The organism is Rhodococcus sp. FH8, from assembly GCF_019266085.1.
GTDB lineage: Bacteria > Actinomycetota > Actinomycetes > Mycobacteriales > Mycobacteriaceae > Rhodococcus_F > Rhodococcus_F qingshengii.
This window is the reverse complement of sequence record NZ_LPNQ01000061.1, coordinates 1-22,536: the sequence shown is the minus strand read 5'-3', so window position 1 is coordinate 22,536 and position 22,536 is coordinate 1. Positions and strand designations below refer to the sequence as shown.

General features: G+C 62.4%; 8 protein-coding genes. 7 read left to right on the top strand and 1 reads right to left on the bottom strand.

Annotated elements, in window-relative coordinates; all coding sequences use genetic code 11:
* The first annotated feature begins 88 nt into the window (after positions 1-88).
* From hisI to ATN38_RS11615, 4 genes are all read left to right on the top strand, one after another.
* On the top strand, positions 89-436 hold the full coding sequence (gene hisI, locus ATN38_RS11630; protein WP_003942390.1) for a phosphoribosyl-AMP cyclohydrolase: 348 nt from the start codon (positions 89-91) through the stop codon (positions 434-436).
* A 6-nt stretch (positions 437-442) separates the two neighbouring features.
* Complete coding sequence (locus ATN38_RS11625) at positions 443-736, top strand: DUF1905 domain-containing protein (RefSeq protein ID WP_054187192.1); 294 nt, start codon at positions 443-445, stop codon at positions 734-736.
* 26 nt (positions 737-762) lie between these two features.
* Complete coding sequence (locus tag ATN38_RS11620) at positions 763-1,389, top strand: SRPBCC family protein (protein WP_007732240.1); 627 nt, start codon at positions 763-765, stop codon at positions 1,387-1,389.
* A gap of 73 nt (positions 1,390-1,462) precedes the next feature.
* A complete protein-coding gene (locus tag ATN38_RS11615; protein ID WP_003942402.1) occupies positions 1,463-1,849 on the top strand; it encodes a DUF2784 domain-containing protein in 387 nt (128 codons plus the stop codon).
* A gap of 60 nt (positions 1,850-1,909) precedes the next feature.
* Here the strand turns inward: ATN38_RS11615 and ATN38_RS11610 are convergent, their stop codons facing one another.
* Complete coding sequence (locus ATN38_RS11610; RefSeq protein WP_054825232.1) at positions 1,910-2,335, bottom strand: nitroreductase/quinone reductase family protein; 426 nt, start codon at positions 2,333-2,335, stop codon at positions 1,910-1,912.
* 109 nt (positions 2,336-2,444) lie between these two features.
* On the opposite strand from ATN38_RS11610, the gene ATN38_RS11605 reads away from it, so the two are divergent.
* From ATN38_RS11605 to ATN38_RS11595, 3 genes are all read left to right on the top strand, one after another.
* Entirely contained in the window at positions 2,445-2,867 is a 423-nt protein-coding gene (locus ATN38_RS11605) for a metalloregulator ArsR/SmtB family transcription factor (protein WP_003942406.1), read from the top strand.
* The gene (locus ATN38_RS11600) at positions 2,864-3,901 is read left to right on the top strand and encodes a cation diffusion facilitator family transporter (protein WP_218748035.1); all 1,038 of its coding nucleotides are present in this window, start codon (positions 2,864-2,866) and stop codon (positions 3,899-3,901) included. Before ATN38_RS11605 ends, ATN38_RS11600 begins: the two co-directional genes overlap by 4 nt.
* Before the next feature lie 208 nt (positions 3,902-4,109).
* Positions 4,110-22,536: non-ribosomal peptide synthase/polyketide synthase (locus ATN38_RS11595; RefSeq protein WP_218748033.1), on the top strand; the 18,427-nt coding region annotated here is incomplete at its 3' end.

Genomic DNA, 22,536 nt, shown 5'->3' with positions numbered 1-22,536 from the left:
CCAGAGCGAGAAGCGAAGGAACTTCCATTCTAGGGCGGCCGTGCAGGGGAATTCCACGGAAGTCACAGGTGGAAGGTATAAACGTCATATGAGTCTTGATCCCGCAATCGCGGCGAAGCTGAAGCGAAACGACGCCGGACTGTTCAGCGCGGTTGCGCAGGAGAAGTCGACCGGTGATGTGCTGATGGTCGCGTGGATGGACGACGAAGCGCTCGCGCGAACACTGGAAACCCGTAAGGGGACGTACTATTCGCGCTCGCGGCAGCAGTACTGGGTCAAGGGTGAGACGTCGGGGCACACCCAGTACGTCCACGAGGTGCGACTCGACTGTGACGGCGATTCCGTCTTGCTGATCGTCGATCAGGAGGGCGCCGCGTGCCACACCGGCACTCACACGTGTTTCGACACCGACGTCCTGCTCGCTGCTGAGCAGTGACGCGAGATGGCCACTGACAAGACTCCACAACCGCTCGATTACTCGTTCACCGCTCCCATCGAGAAAGACGGTGCGTTCGCAACGTTCTTGACCGTGCCCGCCTCGGCGGAACTTCTGGGAACCAGACGCGCTGTGAAGGTGCTCGGAACCCTCGATGGTGAGCATCCCTTCGAGGCGACGCTGATGCCCTCCGGCGACGGACCGCACTGGCTTCCGCTGCGCGTGGCGCTGTGCAAGGCGATCGGCAAGAGTGCCGCTGGAGAAGAGGTAGCGGTACATCTACAGCAGCGCCTGAGCTGAAAGTTTCGCTCGAACCGAGGAGTCTCATGGTCGACAAAGCAGTTGATTCGTTGCAGTTGGTGGCGCGAGAACTGGGCCCGTTCGGCGGAGACGAGGGGAAAACGCGCATGCTGCGCATGTCGCGGACTCTCGCGGCACCAATAGGCACGGTCTGGGCGGCGATCACCGAGTTCGACCGCATTCGCCAATGGTTCATGCCGGTCGCGGGAGAAGCCATGATCGGCGGCCACTATCAGCTCGAGGGCAACGCCGGCGGCGAGATTTTGGCGTGCGAAGCTCCTCGAACTCTTCGCATCACCTGGGAATATGGCGGCGATGTGAGCTATGTGACTGTAAATCTCGCCGAAAAGGGCAGTGGTGCAACGCTGTTCGATTTCGAACATGCCGCGGACGTGGAGCCGGATCGGTGGGCCGAGTACGGTCCAGGTGCCGTCGGCGTCGGTTGGGACATGGGACTGCTCGGGCTGGCTCGACACGTTGAACTGGGGATCGCGACGCCACTCGAGACACCCGAGTGGTCGGCGAGCGACGAGGCCAAGGCATTCATCGCGGGAAGCAGTGAACTGTGGGCCGAAGCTGCGATCGCATCGGGCGACGACCCGGATGCGGCTGCAGCCGCCGCTGCTCGCACGACCGCTGCATACACCGGGTAGATCACCTCTACGAGGACTAACATCGGATTAGTCTGGTTGTTGCGGGACTTCCGCGCCACGAGCGGAGACGACGATGGTGTATCGGCTCATCGAAGTAGTAACGGTGTTCGTTCACTTCGGGTTTGTCCTCTATGTGGTGCTGGGTGGGTTCGTGGCGTGGAAGTGGCGTCGTACCATCGGTTTCCACCTACTTGCAGTCGTCTGGGGAGCCGGTTCGATAGCGGTCGGATATGACTGCCCGCTGACCAATCTCGAGAACTGGGCCCGCCGAATGGCCGGTATCGCGGAGTTGCCGTCCACCGGATTCATCTCGCACTACATCACCGGCGTGTTCTATCCGGCGAGTATCGAAGGCCTTGTACAGGCGCTCGCGGCGACAGTGGTTGTCGGATCCTGGGTCGGATACGTGCTGCTCGGACGGCATGCGAAGGGTGAGGTCAAAGCCTCTTCAGCGACCTGATTCCGTACAAACGATCCCAGCCGTTTCCGAATGGAAACGGCTGGGAGGTGCTACCAGGATTTACGCGCGAGTCAGGGCTACCACCGGGATTGTGCGGATCCCAGCTGTCTTCTCCGCGTATTCGGCAAATCCCGGGTATCGACTGGCCTGCTCGCCGTAGATGCGGTCACGCTTCTCGCCGGTTACTTCGCTGACGGAGACCGGGTATGTTTCGGTGCCGATCTCGGCCTCTGCCTGGTCGGTGGCAACGAGGTTGTAGTACCAGTCGGGATTGGTCGGGGCACCGGCCTTGGATGCAAAAACGTAGATGGTCTTCGGATCCTGCTCGTCTGCCAGATACATCATGGGACTCACGAAATCGCGTCCGGATTTGCGTCCTGTGTGGTGGACCAACACCATGGGCGCACCTTCGAAGGGGCCACCTACCTTGCCCTCGTTCTCCCGAAATTCCGCAATGATTCCTGCGTTCCAATCGTCGGTACTCATCGTTGTCTCCCGGTCTGCGAGTGGCGAAGGGCTCTGCCGCCAAGCTTTGCACAACTGGTGAATCGACGAGAGGTCATCTTCGGCGTCCAGCATGATCTACTATCTACGTATGAACGCAGATAGTGGTGTTTGTCGCCGTAAGCTTCCCGATGATCAAGTCGACCTCGTCGTCGAGGTGTTCCGCATGCTGGCCGACGCAACCCGTGTGCAGGTTTTGTGGGCATTGGTAGACCGCGAGTGCTCGGTGAACGAACTGGCGGAACGCGTCGGCAAGCCGGCGCCCTCGGTGTCGCAGCACCTGGCGAAATTGCGCATGGCAAGGTTGGTGCGAACGCGCCGCGATGGTACGACGGTGTTCTATCGCCTGGAGAACGACCATGTGCGCCAACTGGTTACGGACGCGGTCTTCAATGCGGAGCATGCCGGACCCGGATTGCCGGGGCATCACCGTAGTGAAGGTGAGCTTCGGGAGATACACCCGGAGCGCTCGGCGAACGTCGATCGGACCGATCAAGAAGAAGGTGCGTCGTGACGCACGAACCCAAGACGTCCCACGGCCACGGCCACGGCCACCGCCATGTCCACGGGCCGAAGGGATTTCGATCGGCAGTCCGCGAAGTGTTCTCGCCGCACAGTCACGATGCTGCCGACAGTGTCGACGACGCATTGGAATCGAGCGCAATCGGCATCCGGGCGGTCAAGATCAGTCTTGTCGCGCTCGGCGTCACCGCAGTTGCTCAGGTTGCGATCGTGGCGATCTCGGGTTCGGTGGCGCTGCTTGCGGACACCATTCACAACTTCTCCGACGCGCTCACGGCAGTCCCACTCTGGATTGCCTTCGCGCTCGGTCGGCGCGCTGCGACCAGGCGCTATACCTATGGTTTCGGGCGTGCGGAGGATTTGGCCGGACTGTTCGTGCTCGCCATGATCGCACTGTCGGCAGTGATCGCCGGTGTCGAGGCGGTGAGGCGATTGATCAACCCGGTCGAGATCGAGCACCTCGGTTGGGTAGCGGCGGCAGGTTTGATCGGTTTCATCGGAAACGAATTGGTGGCGTTGTATCGGATCAGGGTCGGCAGGCAAATCGGTTCAGCGGCCCTGGTGGCCGATGGATTGCATGCTCGGACCGACGGATTCACTTCGCTCGCAGTCCTTCTGGGGGCGGGGGGAGTTGCGCTGGGTTTCCCGTTGGCAGATCCGATCATCGGCCTTGTCATCACCGTTGCCATCGTGGCGGTGCTCAGGACTGCAGCGCGAGACGTCTTCCGGAGGTTGATGGACGGCGTCGAACCTGAGTTGGTGGACGACGCAGAGCATGCATTGATGCACGAACCCGGAGTCCTCGGTGTTCGTGATCTGAAGATGCGGTGGATCGGACACCGACTGCATGCCGATGCAGAACTCGACATCGATCCCCGGGCAACTCTTGCCGAAGCTCATGCGATAGCGCACAGCGCGGAGCATTCGCTCACTCACGCGGTGCCGAAACTCGCTACTGCCTTGGTGCATGCGTACCCGGCGCATGACGCGCCGAATACTGAGACCGCACTCGAATCCCAGGTCTGATCTGCAGAAACAGACCTGGCGGAATCCTTTACGTGATCGCATGGGACTTGTTTTGCCATTTGACGAGATGGGAAGGTTATGCAACCCTATCTTTGATCAATCGGCGGACTGTGTCGAGTGGTAGTCGGTACGGTCGTCTCGCGCCGCAGGTCCACAGCAATCGATGCAGGCCGTCGGTACTTTTTTCGGCAGATGAGAGAACGACGCTGTGCATGCTGATCGACGTTTCGAGCCCTTTCCGCTGACCAGCGCGCAACGCGGAATCTGGTTTGCCCAGCTACTGCGTACTGATGTGCCGATCACGATCGCGCAGTATGTCGTAGTCGACGGGACTCTCGACGCGGCGGTGCTCGAAAGTGCCTGCGTCACAGCAGCGCATGAGTTCGGCTCCGGGATGCTGAAACTCCTCGAGATCGACGGCGAACCGTTTCAGCAGATCGATTCCGAGCTAAGTCAGAGCGTCGAGGTCGTCGATCTGAGCGGTGAGCGCGAGCCGGAGGCAGCCGCACTCGAGTGGATGCGGCAGGAGTACACCCGACCTTTCGATCTACTCACCGATCGATTGGTGAAGTCAGCCGTCCTGAGCGTCGGCGCGAACCGCCAGTTCTGGTACTGCCGGATCCATCATCTGGTCCTCGACGGCTACGGCGCCATGAACTTCATGACACGCATCGCCGAGCTCTACTCAGCGGAGGTCGCCGGCCTTTCAGTCCCCGAATCGTCGGCAACCGATCTTCTGGCCGTGCACGACGCCGAGGCCGAGTATCGGCACTCGCCGCGATTCCGCCGAGATCAGGACTACTGGGCAGCCAAGACAGCAGACCTTCCGGCCGTGGCAAGTCTGGCCGGGAAGCGGATGGACGCCACAGCGGGTGCGGTCGTGGTCGGCCGAACACTCGACAGTGCGAACGCGACGGCGAAGGCGGACGAGTTCTCTTCGGCGGCGGCGGTGGCTGCTTTCGCGCTCTACTTCGCCCGGGTGACCGGCACCGAAGACGTAGTGCTGAGTTTGCCGGTGACCGCGCGAACGAACAGGGTTCTGCGCGGTTCGGGTGGCATGATCTCCAACGTCGTTCCGCTGCGCCTCGCGGTGACCGCTACGACCACGGTTGCCGAATTGAGCGCGGCTGCCTCGCTCGAACTGACCGGCGCGCTCAGACATCAGCGGTACCGCACCGAGGACATGAGGCGCGATCGAGGCCTCGGTGCCGAGCGGGGGTTCTTCGGTCCCGCGATCAACATCATGAACTTTCACCCCGAAGTGGTCCTGGGGTCGGTGACTGGTCGATTCCACGTCTTGTCGACAGGGCCGGTGGAAGACCTGTCGGTCAACATCTATCCGAGTGCCTCGGGAGAGGCGCCGCGAATCGATTTCGAAGCCAATCCCCATCTGTACACCGCAGATGTCCTGAGCGACCATGTGCGCCGATACGTCGAACTGCTGTCCCGGTACATGCAAGCGCTGCCGGACACTCGTGTTCACGATCTCGAGATCCTGAGCGAAGCCGAGCGGAAGTCGATCGTTCCGGCACGCGGCCCTGACGCACTGGCACCGATGACCTTGCCCACGATTCTCGCCCACGGCGTCGCGGCATCGTCGGAGGGGATCGCACTGAGCTGCGGTACCCAGCAGCTCAGCTACCGCGAACTCGATCGTCGCTCCAACGTACTCGCTCGAATGCTGATCCGGCGCGGAGTGGGTCCTGGCACCAGTGTCGTGATCGCGCTGCCTCGATCCATCGATGCCGTCATCGCGTGGTGGTCGGTTGCCAAAACCGGCGCTGCATCAGTTCCGGTCGATCCGACGTACCCGGTCGAACGAATCGATCACATGGTCGGGGACAGTAATGCTGTTGTGGGAATTACTGATTCGACTGTCCATCAGATGCTGCCCGTCGATCTGGACTGCATCTCTATCGATGCCTTCAGCTTTGTCGGCGACGAGTCCGTCGTCGACGACTCCGACCGCACGGCGCCGTTGCGAAGCGATCACATCGCCTATCTGATCTACACGTCCGGTTCCACTGGTACACCGAAAGGTGTTGCCGTCACGCACAATGCGTTGGTCGATTTCACCGCGTGGGGTCGCCCCGAACTCGGCGTCGGTGCACATTCGCGAGTTCTGCGATTCTCGTCCGCAAGTTTCGACGCCTCCGTCTTCGAAATGGTTCAGGCGTTCAGTGCCGGGGCGACGATGGTCATCGCTCCGGCAGATGTCTACGGCGGCGGCGAGCTCACAGAACTGCTGCGCAGCGAGCGCGTCACCCACATCATCAGTGCGCCCGCAATTCTGGGCACGGTGGACGCCACCGATCTTCCGGATCTCGAAGCTGTGGTTGTCGGAGGTGACGTGTGCCCGCCGGACCTGGTTCGACGCTTCGGCCCGATCTGCCGGTTCTACAACAGTTACGGGCCCACCGAGTCAACTATCGTCATCACCACGACACCCCCGCTGGCGTCGGACGAGGCCATCACGATCGGTTCTCCGATTCAGGGCGCGCATCTGATGGTTCTCGACCGCTGGTTGCGACCTGTGCCGGCCGGGGTGGCCGGTGAACTGTATCTCGGTGGCCCCGGATTGGCGCAGGGCTACCACTCACGTTCGGCTCTCACCGCTGCGAGTTTTGTCGCCGATCCTCTCGGCGGCGGAACTCGGTTGTACCGCACCGGAGACGTGGTCCGCTGGACTCGGACTCTCGAACTCGAGTACGTCGGCCGCTCCGATTTCCAGGTGCAGGTCAATGGACTTCGCATCGAACTCGGTGAGATCGACGCTGTGCTCGCACGCCATGAATCCGTCGATTTCGTGGTGACGCTTGCCGGCGGCACCGTGTACTCGTACGTGAAGATCAAGCCGGGACACGATCTCGACGAAGAAGCGTTGATCGCACACGCATCTCGATTCCTGCCCGCTCACATGGTGCCGTCCCAGCTGATACCGCTGGCTGAAGTGCCACTGACCCCGGCAGGCAAGCTCGATCGCCAGGCGCTACCCGAACCGGAATTTCGTTCGGCGGCTCAGAACTACCGGGCGCCGAGCGGTCCGGTCGAGCGCATCATCGCCGACGCCGCTGCGTCGGTACTCGGCGTCGAGCGAGTCGGCGTCGACGATTCCTTCTTCGCGCTGGGTGGAGACAGCATCGTCGCGATCTCGCTCGTCTCTCGAGCAAAAGCCGCCGGAGTTGTCTTCACTCCTCGCGACGTGTTCGAACGCAAGACGGTGGCGCGATTGGCCGAAATCGCACTCCCGGCAGATGAATCGGTCGTACTCGAAGAACTGCCGGGTAAGGGAGTGGGGTTTGTCCCGCTGACCCCGATCGCAGCCAAGATACTGGGCACGGCCGGCAGCATCGACACCTTCTATCAAGCCGTGTCGGTCAGTGTTCCTGTCGGACTTGATCTCTCGCGCCTCGCGGCAACTCTTCAAGTAGTTGTCGATCAACACGACGCTCTTCGCGCGCGTTTGCTGCCCGACCACTCCGGATTCGACATTGCCCCTGGCTGTGCTGTCGATACATGGGTTCGTCGGACCGTCACCGAAGCGCTACCCGGAACCCCCGAGTTCGAGGAAGCTCTTACCCAGGCGACCGCGGACGCCGCGTCGAGGCTCGATCCGTACCGCGGCGATACTGCTCAGATCGTCTGGCTCGACTCGACGCACGATTCGGGCCGATTGGTGGTCGTCATCCACCATCTGGTTGTCGACGGCGTCTCGTGGCGGATTCTCCTTCCGGACTTCGCTGCAGCCTGGCAACAGATCGTTCACGGTGGCACGCCGGTACCGATGCCCGTCGGAACGTCACTGCGGCGTTGGTCGCACGGACTCACCGAGCTGTCACCGTCGGCGGAACTCGAGTACTGGCGTGAGGTCGTCGACTTCGATGGTGCGCCGATCGGTTCGCGTCCTCTCGATGCGGAACGGGACCGAGGGTCGTCACTGCGTCGAGTCCGGGTCGACATCGACCGTGACACAACAGATCACCTGTTGCGCGCGGTACCGTCGCACTATCGGACCGGTGTCAACGACGGCTTGCTCAGTGCGCTTGCCCTGGCATTGCGCACCTGGAGCGGATCACAGCGGATGCTGGTCTCGCTCGAAAGTCACGGACGAGACGAAGACGTGCTGCCCGGTGCCGACCTGTCCAGGACCGTCGGCTGGTTCACGGCGGTGTACCCGGTTCGGATCGATCTCACCGGACTCGGAGTGGACACGCCGACGGTCGTGAAATCCGTCAAGGAACAGCTGAGAACCACGCCGGGGTCCGGTATCGGTTACGGGCTGCTCCGACGTGCAGGGATGCTGACCGGCCCGGAACCGCAGATCGGTTTCAACTACTTGGGCAAGATGTCCACTGCGGAGTTCGGTGACGAATTGCGGGCCGCGGGCTGGATTCCCGACGCCGGAATCGATCTCAACAACGGCAGCGGAAGCGATCTCGCGGTCAATTACGCGATCGACATCAATGCCGCCGTCGTGGACGGTCCGGAAGGCGAGTTCCTATCGGCGTCATTTGCTTTCCCCGAAGGTATCTTCGAACCCGCTGCAGTCGCGGAGCTCGCGACGGCGTGGCGCGTCGAACTGGAGAAGATTGCCGCCTCCGTCGGTGATCATGCCGGCCTCACGCCGTCAGACGTTCCCCTGGTCTCGGCTTCGCAGGACGAAATAGAACTGTGGGAGAAGCAGTTCGGCCACCTGGAGGACATCTGGTCGCTCTCGCCGCTGCAAGCCGGATTCCAGTTTCATGCCGGCCTCACCGCCGATGCCGTCGACGTCTACACCGGCCAGATCGTTCTGTCCCTCGCCGGGATCGTCGACAGCGATCGACTACAGCGGTCGCTTTCGAGACTGTTCGAGCGCCACACCGCACTTCGGACTGCCTTCGTGTACGACTCGAACGGCGTTGCAGCACAGCTCGTTCTCGATTCCGTGGCAACTCCATGGCGGGAGGTGCTCGGGGGTGATCCGCACGTCGTCGCGGAACTCGAGCGCACGGCACCGTTCGATCTGAGCGCGCCCCCTCTGCTTCGTGCAGTGCTGCTACGCCAGGGTGCGGATTCGGCGCACCTGATCGTGACCAATCACCACATTCTCTTCGACGGTTGGTCCATGCCGTTGTTGGTGCGCGATCTACTGTCGCTCTACGCCGCCGACACGTCGCTGCCGGCTCCCGCTCGGTCGTATCGCACCTATCTGCACTGGCTCGCCGAACAAGACAACGGCGCGGCATTGGACAGGTGGATCGGCGCACTGTCTGGAGTAGACGAACCGACGCTGGTCGCACCACACCGTACGGAGTTCTCCGTGCACGCAGTTCCCGTGGATGTCGAAGTCCCGCTGGAAGCCTCGTCGACCGAGGCGATCTTCGAGTTGGCCAGGCGCAGCGGCGTCACGGTCAACACTGTCGTCCAGACTGCGTGGGGTCTACTGCTCAGTGGAATGCTCGGACGCGACGACGTCGTGTTCGGAGCCACCGTCTCGGGTCGACCCGCGTCGCTGACCGGGGTCGAAGACATTCTCGGGTTGTTCATCAACACAGTTCCTGTTCGCGTTCGTGTCAACCCGGACAGTTCGGTGTCCGAACTCCTCGAACACGTTCAGTCCGAGCAGGTTCGGCTGCTCGACAGTCACCACGTCGGCCTGGCCGAGGTGCAGTCGGCCGTGGGCGCCGGCGCGATGTTCGACACGTTGACGGTGTTCGAGTCATATCCCGTCGACCGTTCGGCGCTCGAATCCGCGACGGATATCGCCGGGATGCGAGTTACGGGAATCGAGGTCGCCGACGCGACTCACTACCCGCTCGCCCTGATCACGGTCCTCGAACCGAGCCTTCACCTCACCATCGAGTACGCACCCGATGCGATGGACCACGACGCAACAGAGCGTGTAGGCCGACGCCTTGCATCGATACTGGGCGCGATGACTGGCGAGAAAATCCGTATCCGGGACATCGACTATCTCGACGCGGCCGAACGACGGCTCGTACTCGACGAGTGGAACGACACTTCCCACGTCATAGCTGACAAGACGCTGCTCGACTTACTCGGCGCCGACTCGGAAATCGCCGGCTCGGAAATCGTCGACTCGGGTATCGCCGACTTGGCCGATGCTGCACTGACCTTCGCGGGCACGACGATCAGTCGCGGAGAATTCCGGTCCCAGGTCAACTCTCTCGCTCGTCACCTCGTAGAACGCGGCGTCGGGCCGGAGTCACTGGTCGCGATCGCTCTGCACCGGAGCGCGCAGTACGTGGTGGCAGTGCACGCCGTCATCGCAGCCGGCGGTGCGTATCTTCCGATCGATCCGCAGCATCCGGACGAGCGGATCCGGTACGTGCTCGACATCGCAGCACCGTCGGTCGTCCTGTCGGTCGCGGCCGACGCAACATCGCTGCCCGATGGGGTCAACCCCGTACTTCTCGACGAGATCGATCTGTCCGGGTACTCCACCGAGCGGCTCGCAGACGTCGAGCGTCTCGGTCGTGTATCGCCGGATCACGTTGCTTATGTGATCTTCACATCTGGGTCCACCGGAAAGCCCAAGGGCGTTGCAGTGTCGCATCGAGCGATAGTCAATCGCCTGCTGTGGATGCAACATGAATATCCGCTCGGCCGTCACGACGTCGTGCTGCACAAGACACCCGCCACCTTCGACGTCTCGGTGTGGGAGTTGTTCTGGCCATTCGTCGCCGGCTCGCGACTGGTAGTTGCAGAACCCGATGGACATCGCGATTCTCGGTACCTCTCCGAGCTGATCGCTCGCGAAGGTGTCACCACCTTGCACTTCGTCCCGTCGATGCTCGACGTCTTCCTCGTCGACGGCGATCTCGCACAACTTCGATCCGTTCGTCAGGTGTTCGCCAGCGGCGAGGCACTTCCGCGTGCGACGGTCGTTCGCTTCCACGAACGATTCGGTGCACGTCTGCACAATCTTTACGGTCCCACCGAAGCTGCCGTCGACGTCACTTTCCATCAGACGGATGCCGCCGCAACAGGTCCGGTGCCGATCGGCGCTCCGGTCTGGAACACGCAGACCTACGTGCTGGACCACCGCCTCGCGCCGAGCCCGATCGGAGTGGCGGGAGAACTCTATCTCGCGGGAGTCCAACTCGCCCGCGGCTACGTGCAACGCTCTGACTTGACAGCAGATCGTTTCGTAGCCAACCCCTTCGGGCCCGGGCGGATGTATCGGACGGGCGACCTCGTCATGTGGAATTCCACGGGTGAGATCGAGTATCTGGGTCGTACCGACTTCCAGGTGAAGCTTCGCGGGCAGCGCTTGGAACTCGGAGAAATCGACGCGGTCCTGTTGGAACTCTCGGGAGTACTCTCGGCCGCAACCGTCGTACGACAGGACCGCCTGATCGCCTACGTGACAGCTGATTCGGCAATCGACAGTGCCCTTCTCAGCGCGCACGCGCAGGAGAAGCTGCCCACCTACATGGTTCCCTCAATATTCGTGTTCTTGGCGTCGATGCCGCTGGGCCCCAACGGAAAACTCGACCGGCGTGCGTTGCCGGAACCGGATTCGACGGCAGGTGAGTACGTCGCTCCCGTCACCGAACCCGAAAGGGCTATTGCCGCAATCTTTTCCGAGCTGTTCGGAGTGGAAAACATCGGCGTTACCGCTGATTACTTTGCGCTCGGCGGCAACTCCCTGACGGCTGCGCGGGTGGTGGCACGGATCAACTCGGCACTGGGATCGACTCTGGGTGTCCGAGACCTGTTCGACGCTCCGACAGTTGGTGCGCTGGCCGGACTCGTCGCCGGCAGCGCGCCGTCCAGGTTCACCGAACTCGGACCCCGCCCTCGACCGGACCGGATTCCGCTCTCACCGGCCCAGCAGCGTATGTGGTTCCTCAACAGATTCGATCCGGAATCCGGGGCGTACAACATTGCGGCAGCACTCTCTTTGTCCGGCGACCTGAACGTTCAGGTTTTGCGCCAGGCGATCAGCGATGTCATCGACCGGCACGAGGTGCTGCGCACACTCTATCCGGATTCGGATCAAGGTCCTTACCAGTGCATTCTCGACGACGCGCCAGTTGCTCTCGAACCCGCGGATGTCAGTGACCCCGTCGCGGCGATCGACGAGTTGGTCGGTGCCGGGTTCGACGTGACCACCGAGGTTCCGGTGCGGGCTTCGCTTCTCCGGACGTCTGGTCGGGAGCATATTCTTGTACTCGTCGTCCACCACATCAGTGGTGACGGTTGGTCGATGCAGCCACTGGCCGCGGATGTGATGACGGCCTACGCGTCACGGCTCGCGGGAACCGCGCCACAGTGGTCGCCGTTGAGCGTTCACTACGCGGACTACACGCTCTGGAAGATCGATTCTCTCGGCAACGAGGACGATCCGGAATCGGAGGCATCCCGCCAGATCGAATACTGGCGCGCTGCATTGGCGCACGTCCCGACCCGTCTCGATTTCCCGACGGATCGGCCGCATCCCACAGTCGCGTCCTATCGAGGTGCGACGGTGTCGTCGACCCTCTCGGCGCAGACGCACCGCGCCGTCGAATCCCTGGCTCGCAGCACTCGGTCCACACCGTTCATGGTGCTGCACACGGCGTTGTCGGTACTGCTGTCTCGGATGGCGGGGGAGTCCGACATCGCGATCGGCACCCCGGTCAGCGGACGCGGGAATCAGGCCCTCGACAATCTCGTCGGCATGTTCGTCGGAACCGTGGTTCTCCGGACACAGGTGGATCCGACGGCTTCGTTCCGCGGATTGCTCGAATCGACCCGTAACGCCGACCTCTCGGCATTTGCCCACTCAGATATTCCGTTCGAGCGTCTCGTCGAGGTGCTCGACCCGCCTCGCTCGACGGCGCACCACCCCTTCTTCCAGGTGGTACTCGCGACCGGCGATATTCCGACCCCATCCGTCAAGCTTCCCGGCCTCGAAGTTTCTCAGGTCCCGTTGGATGCTCCGATCTCGAAATTCGATCTCCAACTGGATGTCTCGTCGCCGCGCCCGGACGGGTCGGTGACCACGACGTGGACCTATGCCCTCGACATCTTCGACGAATCGACTGTGCGCGAGCTCGCGGATCGGTTCGTCGCCATTCTCGACGCTGTTGTCGCCCAACCCGAATCAGTGGTCGGCGACCTCGATCTGCGGACGATGCCAGAGATCGAACGTCAGGGAACTGCCCAGTCGGTCGCCTTGACGGAGCTGACACTGCCGGAGATCCTCACGGCCGGGGTCATCAAATCCAACGGTGGTCCGGCCATACTGTGCGGCGACCTCGAACTCTCTTACGATGATGTAGACCGGCGTACCAATCGGTGGGCGCGGGCACTCGTAGCTCGAGGGATCGGCCCTGAATCGGTAGTGGCGATCGCCATTCCGCGGTCGGCATCTTCTGTACTCGCCACTTGGGCCGTTGCCAAGACCGGAGCGGCGTTCGTACCCGTCGACCCGAGCTACCCGGCCGAGCGAATCGAGCACATGCTCACTGATTCGGGAGCAGTCCTGACGCTGACGGAAGAAGCAGTGGCGTCGCTTGATCGCGACGACGTCAGTGACACGCGAATCCTCGATTCCGAGCGCACGTCACCGATTCGCACGGACCACACCGCGTACGTCATCTACACGTCGGGATCGACCGGCACTCCGAAGGGCGTCGTCGTCTCCCATGCGGGTCTCGCGGCGCTGGTCGACGAGCAGGTTCGCCGATACGAACTCGACAACCTCAGTCGCACGATGCATTTCGCTTCACCCAGCTTCGACGCATCGGTGCTCGAACTGGCCATGGCTGTCGGTGCCGGTGCCGCGATGCATGTTGTTCCCACGGGCATCTATGGCGGAAGCGAACTCGCGGCCCTCATGCGGGCGTCGAAGATCAGTCACGCATTTGTGACCCCGGCTGCCCTGGCTACGATCGAACCGGCAGAGGTTCCGGATCTCGGTACCGTGATCGTCGGCGGTGAAGCGTGCGACGCTGCGTTGGTCGCGCTATGGGCGTCGACGCGAAAGATGTTCAACGCATACGGTCCCACCGAGGCCACCGTCATGGCTACCCTCGCGGGGCCCATGTCTGCGACTGATCGGATCACCATCGGTAGTTCAGTTCGCGGCACCGTCGCACATGTTCTCGACTCTCGCCTCCGTCCGGTTCCAGACGGAGTGACGGGTGAGCTGTATCTGACCGGCCGTGGACTTGCCCGCGGTTACCACCATCGCGGCGACCTGACAGCGTCTCGATTTGTTGCCGACCCCTCACGTTCGGGGCAGCGGATGTACCGCACCGGAGACCTCGTGCGACGTCGTGGAACGGAACTCGAGTATCTCGGCCGCAGTGACTCGCAGGTCAAGATTCGCGGTTTCCGCATCGAACTCGGTGAGATCGACGCGGTGCTCGGTGCGCACTCCGGTGTACGAACTGCGGTGACGACAGCAGACGACACCGTCGGACTGCACTCGTACGTGGTCGGTGGTCATCTGGATCCGGAAGAAGTGCGCACCTTCGTCTCCAGTCGACTGCCGGCACACATGGTTCCTTCCTCGGTGATCGTTCTCGAGGAAATTCCGTTGACGCCGGCCGGAAAGGTCGATTTCCGCGCGCTGCCTGCCCCGACGATGCGCCGGAATGCGTATGTCGCACCCGTCACGAAGACGGAGGAGTTGATCGGCCGGATCTTCGGTGACGTCCTGGCAGTCGACCAGGTCAGCATGACGGACGACTTCTTCGACATCGGTGGAAACTCTCTGAGTGCTACCCGAGTGATGGGACGGGTCGGCACCGAACTCTCAGTCACCCTCCCGGTTCGGGTTCTCTTCGATGCCAGGACAGTCGCGGCCCTCGCTGTGGCAGTCGATGCAGCGCAGAGCGGAACGCGGCCCGCTCTGGCCGCTGGGCCTCGGCCCGAGCGAATCCCGCTCTCGCCGGCGCAATCGCGAATGTGGATTCTCAATCGATACGATCCTGCCTCGCCCGCGTACAACATCCCGCTCGTCCTTCGCCTGCGCGGCCGGCTGGATTCAGTGGCTCTCCGAGAATCTCTGTCGGACATCGTTCTTCGCCACGAATCCTTGCGGACCATTTTCCCTGACGATGCCGAAGGGCCTTTCCAGCGGATTCTCGACGACGTCGACGTTCCTTTTCGTCACACGGTGGTTTCTCCCGAACAGGTTGCCGATCAGATTGTCGGCGCTGTGGACGAGGGGTTCGACGTCACCAGAGCAATCCCGTTGCGGGTAAACCTGTTCGAGCTCTCGGCTGACGAACACATCCTGGTCGCCGTGATTCACCACATAGCCGCGGACGGTGCGTCAGTGGCGCCGCTCGCACGGGATCTGGTTCTGGCCTACTCGGCGCGCCGTTCGGGTACGGAGCCGTCACCGGCCCCGTTGGTTGTTCAGTATCCGGATTACAGCGTGTGGCAACACCAGGTCCTCGGTTCGGAAAGTGATCAGACCAGTCTTGCTTCGGCGCAGGCCGAGTATTGGCGTGGCCAGTTGGCCGGCGCGCCGGAGCTTCTCGAACTTCCGGCCGATTTCCCGCGGCCGGCGATTGCGTCGCTGCGCGGAGCGAACACCGAACTGGTGTTGGCGCCCGCGATGGTCACTGCACTCGGGCAGTTGGGCCGCACACAGGGCGCCACGACCTTCATGGTGCTCCAGGCGGCCCTCGCGGTGCTCCTGTCCAACCTCGGTGCGACCGACGACGTGGTGATCGGGACACCGATTTCCGGACGCGGCCAACACGCGCTGGACGACGTGGTCGGAATGTTCGTCGGCACGGTGGCACTACGCAGCCGTCTCACCCCGGCGATGTCGTTCCTCGATCTGTTGGCGCAGGTGCGAGCCACTGACCTCACTGCGTTCGAGAATGCCGACCTACCATTCGAGCGGCTGATCGACATACTGCAACCCGCTCGCTCCCAGGCCCACGCGCCGATCTTCCAGGTGGCTCTGTCTCAGGAGCAAGAGGGAACCGCTGCGTTCACGCTGCCCGGTCTCGAGATCGAAGCCGTGGACAACGCAGTCGCGGCGGCAAAGTTCGACCTCCAGATCACGATGGTCCAGCACGCAGATTCGTTGAATCTCACCTGGACGTACGCCACAGACCTCTTCACCGGCACGTCCGTGGACGGATTTGCGCAGCGGTTCCACCGGATTCTCGCGCAGATTGTCGAGACTCCGGAAGTGGCAATCGCGGATATCGCCGTTCTGGACGAGAACGAATACACCAGACTTACTTCGGCATTCGGTCCGTCAGCGCCAACGGTTCGCACCTTGGCAGATCTGTTGACCCGGCACTCGGAATCCGCGAATGTGGCAATCGTTTCCGAGTCGTACGGTGAGATGACGTACAGCGAGCTGGATGTGCGATCCTCACAGCTGGCTCGGCTCCTCATCGAACGTGGGATAGGCCCCGAAACAGCTGTTGCGGTGTCTCTTCCACGTTCGACGCAGTCCATCCTCGCACTGTGGGCTGTTGCCAAGTCCGGAGCAACGTACGTTCCGGTGGATCCGACGTATCCCGACGAGCGCATCGCACACATGCTGGCAGACTCTGCAGCGCTGGTCGTGATCACCGACTCCGAGACGGCGCCAACACTTCCGAACGGAATCGATACGATCGAGATCGACTATCTCGACCTCGATCGCTACCTCGCAGCGCAGGTCGACGATGCCGATCGGATCCGCCCATTGCACGCGGATCATGTTGCCTACCTGATCTACACGTCAGGCTCGACCGGTCTCCCCAAGGGCGTCGCTGTCACTCACCGGGGACTGTCCGTGTTCTCCGCTCGGACCCGCACTGATCTGGCGGTATCGCGCGACTCTCGGGTACTGCGACTGTCCTCGGCCAGCTTCGACGCGTCCATGTTCGAGATGATCCTTGCGTTCACCGCCGGTGCCACGATGGTGATCACACCTCCGTCGGTCATTGCCGGCGAGGAACTCACCGACGTGATCCGGCGTCATCGCGTCACCCATGTGGTGACGGCTCCTGCTGCGATGACCACCGTCGACGCAGGCATTTTGTCGGATCTCGAAGTCGTCGTGCTCGGCGGCGACGTCTTTCCGCCGCAGCTACTCGACAGTTTTCCCAGCCAGACAAGACTCTTCAACAGTTACGGGCCGACCGAGAGCACCATCGTCATCACCAAGACCGGGGCTCTCCACGACACTGCAGCTCTGGTCGGTGACGGCGAGCAACACCGTCACACGTCACTCTCGCCCGTCACGATCGGTATTCCGCTCGAAGGCGCACACGTTCTGGTCCTCGATTCCGCCCTCAATCCCGTCCCCGTCGGTGTCCGGGGCGAGCTGTATCTGTCGGGACCCGGCCTGGCACGTGGGTACAACCGGCGCGCGGCATTGACCGCAGAACGCTTCGTGGCGAACCCGTTCGGTGCATCGGGCGCGCGGATGTACCGGACCGGCGACGTCGTCGCCTGGACCGAGCAGGGCGAACTGGCCTACATCGGACGATCCGACGCCCAAGTTCAGCTTCGCGGGCTCCGCATCGAACTGGGGGAGATCGAATCAGCGCTCGCCTCCGTTCGCGGAGTGAGCGCTGCTGCCGCCACTGTTCACCGACATGACTCTCTCGGCGATCAACTCGTCGGTTACGTCACCACCACAGATGCGGTGTCGGCGGAGTCCGTCCTCGAAGCCGTATCCGCGGTGCTGCCCCGTGCCTCGGTGCCCAGTGCCGTGGTCCTGCTGGATCTGCTACCCCTGACTCCGGCCGGAAAGCTTGATCGCGCAGCACTTCCCGTTCCGGAGTTCATCGCCTCCGCGCTGTTCCGGGTGCCGACCACACTCGCAGAGATTCGTGTCGCGAGCGCTTTTGTCGACGTTCTCGGTACCGATACCGTCGGCGCAGAAGACAGTTTCTTCGAGCTGGGTGGAAACTCGCTCAGCGCGACTCGGGCGATTGCCCGAGTCAACGCCACGTTCGGGATCAAACTCGGGGTTCGGGCGCTGTTCGAGGCGCCGACCGTCGCAGAACTCGCACTGGTGGCAGACTCGGCAGAACGTGATGATCAGCCCCGATTGGAAGCACGACCGCGACCTGAACGTATTCCGCTCTCACCGGCGCAGAATCGGATGTGGTTCCTCAATCGATTCGACACCGCGGCTGCCACGGACAACCTGCCCCTGGCGCTGCGTCTGAGCGGAACCCTGGACGCGCCGGCGTTGGCTCTCGCGCTTCGTGACGTGGTCCAACGCCACGAGTCGTTGCGTACCTACTATCCGGATTCCCCGTACGGTCCTCGCCAGGAAATCCTGCCCGAGTCTTCGGTGGATCTCGATCTGGTTCCGCATGACGTCACCGAAGCCGAAGCGTCGCAGCGGCTCTTTGCTCTTGCCGGCACCGGATTCGACGTGACAACTGACGTACCACTGCGGACCGCTCTGTATCGAATCTCCGAGACCGAACATGTGCTCGCCGTCGTCATGCATCACATCGCATCGGACGGATCCTCGCTCGGACCCCTGGCCTCCGACGTCATGGGTGCCTACGTTTCGCGGTCTCGCGGCGAAGCTCCACAGTGGACACCGTTGCCCGTGCAGTATGCGGATTACGCGCTCTGGCAACATGATCTGCTCGGCGCGGATGAGAATCCCTCCGTCGATGCTCAGAGACAAATTCAGTTCTGGACCTCTGCGCTCGCCGGAATTCCGGACCTGTTGAGTCTGCCGACGGACAGGCAACGTCCGCCCCGTCAGAGCTACCGCGGCAAGGAGATTCACTTCACGATCGGCTCGGACACCGCCGATCGACTGCGTGATCTTGCTGTCGGATCAGGCGCGAGCCTGTTCATGGTGGTCCACGCGGCATTCGCCGCACTGCTTGCCCGGTTGGGCAACAGTGCTGACATCACCATCGGCTCGCCCATCGCGGGACGAGGGCACGAGTCGCTCGATGCACTCGTGGGGATGTTCGTGAACACCTTGGCATTGCGAACCCAGGTGAACACGGCAGCACCGTTCACGGACCTGCTGAACCACACCCGCGATCAGGATCTCGCCGCCTTCGCGCACGCGGACCTACCGTTCGAGCGGCTCGTCGAGATCATCGATCCGGTCAGATCGACGGCCCGCCATCCGTTGTTCCAGGTGGCACTGTCCTTCCAGAACCTCACGCCGACAATGTTCGAGCTACCCGGACTGCAGATCGCGGCAGTTGGCGCCCCAGTCGAGACGGCGAAGTTCGACCTGCACTTGACCGTCACCCCTGGGGACTCGGGGTCGATGTCGGCGTCGTTCACCTATGCAACGGATCTGTTCGACCAATCCACAGTGGCGACATTCGCCAACCGTCTGCTTCGCGTTCTCGATTCGATCGGTCGAAACCCGGACCTCCCGGTAGGCGACGTCGCTCTGCTCGGCGACGAAGAGATCGCGGCCACCGTCAACACGTGGAACAACACCGACACTGTCGTTCCAGAGACGACCCTCGCGGATCTGTTCGACGCCCAGGTGCGCAGAACACCGCGCGCCGAAGCGCTGGTTCTCGGTGACCGTCGCCTGACCTACGCCGAGTTCGACGCCGAAAGCAACCGCCTGGCAAGGTATCTGATCGACATCGGTGTCGGCCCGGAAGTGACTGTCGCGCTCAATCTGCGGCGCTCCGTCGAACTGGTCGTTGCCATGTACGCGGTGGTGAAGGCAGGCGGGGCCTACGTTCCGCTCGACCCGGATCAGCCGGCAGAACGCACGGCTCACATCCTCGAATCTGCAGCGCCCACAGTTGTTCTGAGCACTTCCCGCGATTCGCTCGACGGGCAGTTCCACGTCGTGGACATCGAAACTCTCGATCTGGACGGAAACGACGCAGCACCGATTCGGGACAGCGAACGCCTCGCCTGCCTGCGACCGGACAACATCGCGTACGCGATCTACACTTCGGGATCCACCGGAAAGCCCAAGGGCGTGGCGATTTCCCATCGAGCGATCACGAACCAACTCTTGTGGAAGCAGGATCAATTCCCGATCGGCGCGCACGACCGCGTACTCGTCAAAACTGCATCTACCTTCGACCTGTCCGTTTGGGAATACTGGTGGGCGTTGCAAACCGGCGCCTGCATGATTCTCGCCGAGTCAGGGGCACAGCAGGACGGCGAGTACCTCACGCTGCTGATCGAGCGTGAGCACGTCACGACACTGCATGCCGTCCCCTCGATGTTGTCGCTGCTCAGTGTGTCCGAGCGCCGACTGCCGAATTCGCTCACCAGGATTCTGTGCATCGGCGAGACTCTCCCGATACAGACAGCCGAGCACATGCGAGAGCAGAGTTCGGCGCAGGTCTACAACCTGTACGGACCCACGGAAGCAGCGGTCAGCGTCACAGCGCACCGAACGAGCGATGCAGACGTTGCCGTAGTGCCGATCGGAACCCCCGCCTGGAACACGCGCCTGCATGTACTCGACGAGCGGCTTCACCCGGTTCCGGTCGGTGTCGCAGGTGAGCTCTATCTCGCTGGAGTTCAGCTGGCGCGCGGGTACATCGGGGATGCGGGGCAGAACTCGAGCCGTTTCGTCGCCGACCCGAATGGAACGGGAGAGCGTCTCTATCGAACCGGCGATCTGGTTCGGTGGAATGCCGCGGGCAGCCTCGAATACCTCGAGCGTGCAGATTTCCAGGTCAAGGTCCGAGGTTTCCGCATCGAACTCGGCGAGATCGAAACAGCGTTGCGCGCCGAACGACCGATCCGCGATGCGGTGGTCACGGTCACGACGTCGGCCACCGGTGAGCAAAACCTGGTCGGCTACGTCACCGCGGCAGCTGGCTCGGACATCGAGAGCTCAGCGATTCTGGCACGACTGCGCGCCACCCTGCCCGGCTACATGGTTCCGACAACGCTGATGACGCTCGACTCCCTGCCGCTGGGGAGTACAGGCAAGGTAGATCGACATGCGCTACCGGAGCCAGTCTTCGAGGCACGTGGTTTCCGTGCACCGACGACACCGGCCGAACTGTCGGTGGCGACCGCTTTTGCCGAGGTTCTCGGCAGCGGAAGCACGGGGGAGGTGGGCATCGACGACGACTTCTTCGAACGCGGCGGCAATTCGCTCAGTGCAACTCGGGTGCTCGGGCGGATCAACGCCGCGGCGGGAACGGACTTGCCCGTGCGTGTGGTCTTCGAGTCGCCCACTGTCGCAGAGTTGGCTGCAGTGGTGGAAACTGCCGAGCGTTCGCGGCGGCCCGCGCTGGGTTCGCAGCCGAGGCCGGCGAGGATTCCGCTCTCCGCTGCGCAGACTCGTATGTGGTTCCTCAATCGCTTCGATCCCGATTCGTCGGCATACAACATCCCGGTGGTTCTGCGATTCACAGGTCCATTGGATGTCGAGGCGTTGCGCGCCAGCGTCGCCGACGTGATCGCTCGCCACGAGGTCCTGAGAACCGTGTACCCGGAGTACGACGGAACGGGTTACCAGGAGGTCGTCGAGGAACCTCGTGCTCTCGACATTCTCGACATTGTCACGGTGCAGGAGGATTCGCTCCACAGCGTGCTGGCCGATGTTCTCGGCGTATCGTTCGACGTCACGTCCGAGATCCCCGTTCGAGCCTCGCTGTTGCAGGTTGACGAGTTCGAGTACGTCCTGGCGATGACGGTGCATCACATTGCGGGTGACGGTTTCTCGATGGGTCCGTTGACGCGTGATGTGATGGTGGCGTATGAGGCGCGGACCCGAGGTATGGAGCCGTTGTGGGCGCCGCTCGAGGTGCAGTACGCGGATTACGCACTGTGGCAGCTCGAGACGTTGGGTTCGGAAGAATCGTCGACCTCACTCGTCACACGACAGTTGGACTTCTGGCGGAACGCTCTCGAGGGAGTGCCCGCCGTCCTCGAGCTCCCGGTGGATCGGCCCCGCCCGGCTGAGGCCTCCGGACGAGGATCGCTTCTGAGCGTGCATCTCGAACCTGCTCTGCAACAAGCAATTTCCGAACTGGCACGACGGCATCGCGCGACGCCGTTCATGGTGTTGCATGCTGCTCTGGCCGTCGTACTGTCACGGTTCAGCGGCAGTTACGACTTTGCCGTCGGGACGCCGACCGCCGGGCGCGGCGAACGTGTGCTCGACGATCTCGTCGGTATGTTCGTGGGGACCGTCGTGTTGCGCACCAGAGTCGATCCAGGTGAGGAGTTCACCGACCTGCTTTCCCGAGTCCGCGACGTCGATCTTCAGGCTTTTGCGCACGGCGACGTTCCGTTCGAGCGTCTGGTGGAGGTACTCGATCCCGTTCGTTCGCAGTCCTATTCACCGCTCTTCCAGGTCAGCCTCGCACTACAGAACCATCTCGATTCACGGTTGACTCTCGACGGGTTGCACATCGAGAGCATCGAACCTGCGGTGGTGAGCACTCAGTTCGACCTCGATTTTGTTGCGGCCGAACAATTCGACAACGACGGCCTACCGGCAGGGCTTGTCGTTCAGTTGACCTACGCCACTGATCTGTTCGAGGAATTCACCGCCTCACGCCTGATGTACGCCTTCGAATCGGTCTTGACTACTGCTGTCGCAGAACCGGATCGGCGAGTCGAGATGTTCGAGGTGGAGTCTGTGGTGGAGCGTGGGTTGGTGTTGGGGGGTGTGAATGAGACGGATCGTTGTGTTGAGGATGTGACGTTGGCGGATTTGGTGGCGGCTTCGGTTGAGGTGTCGT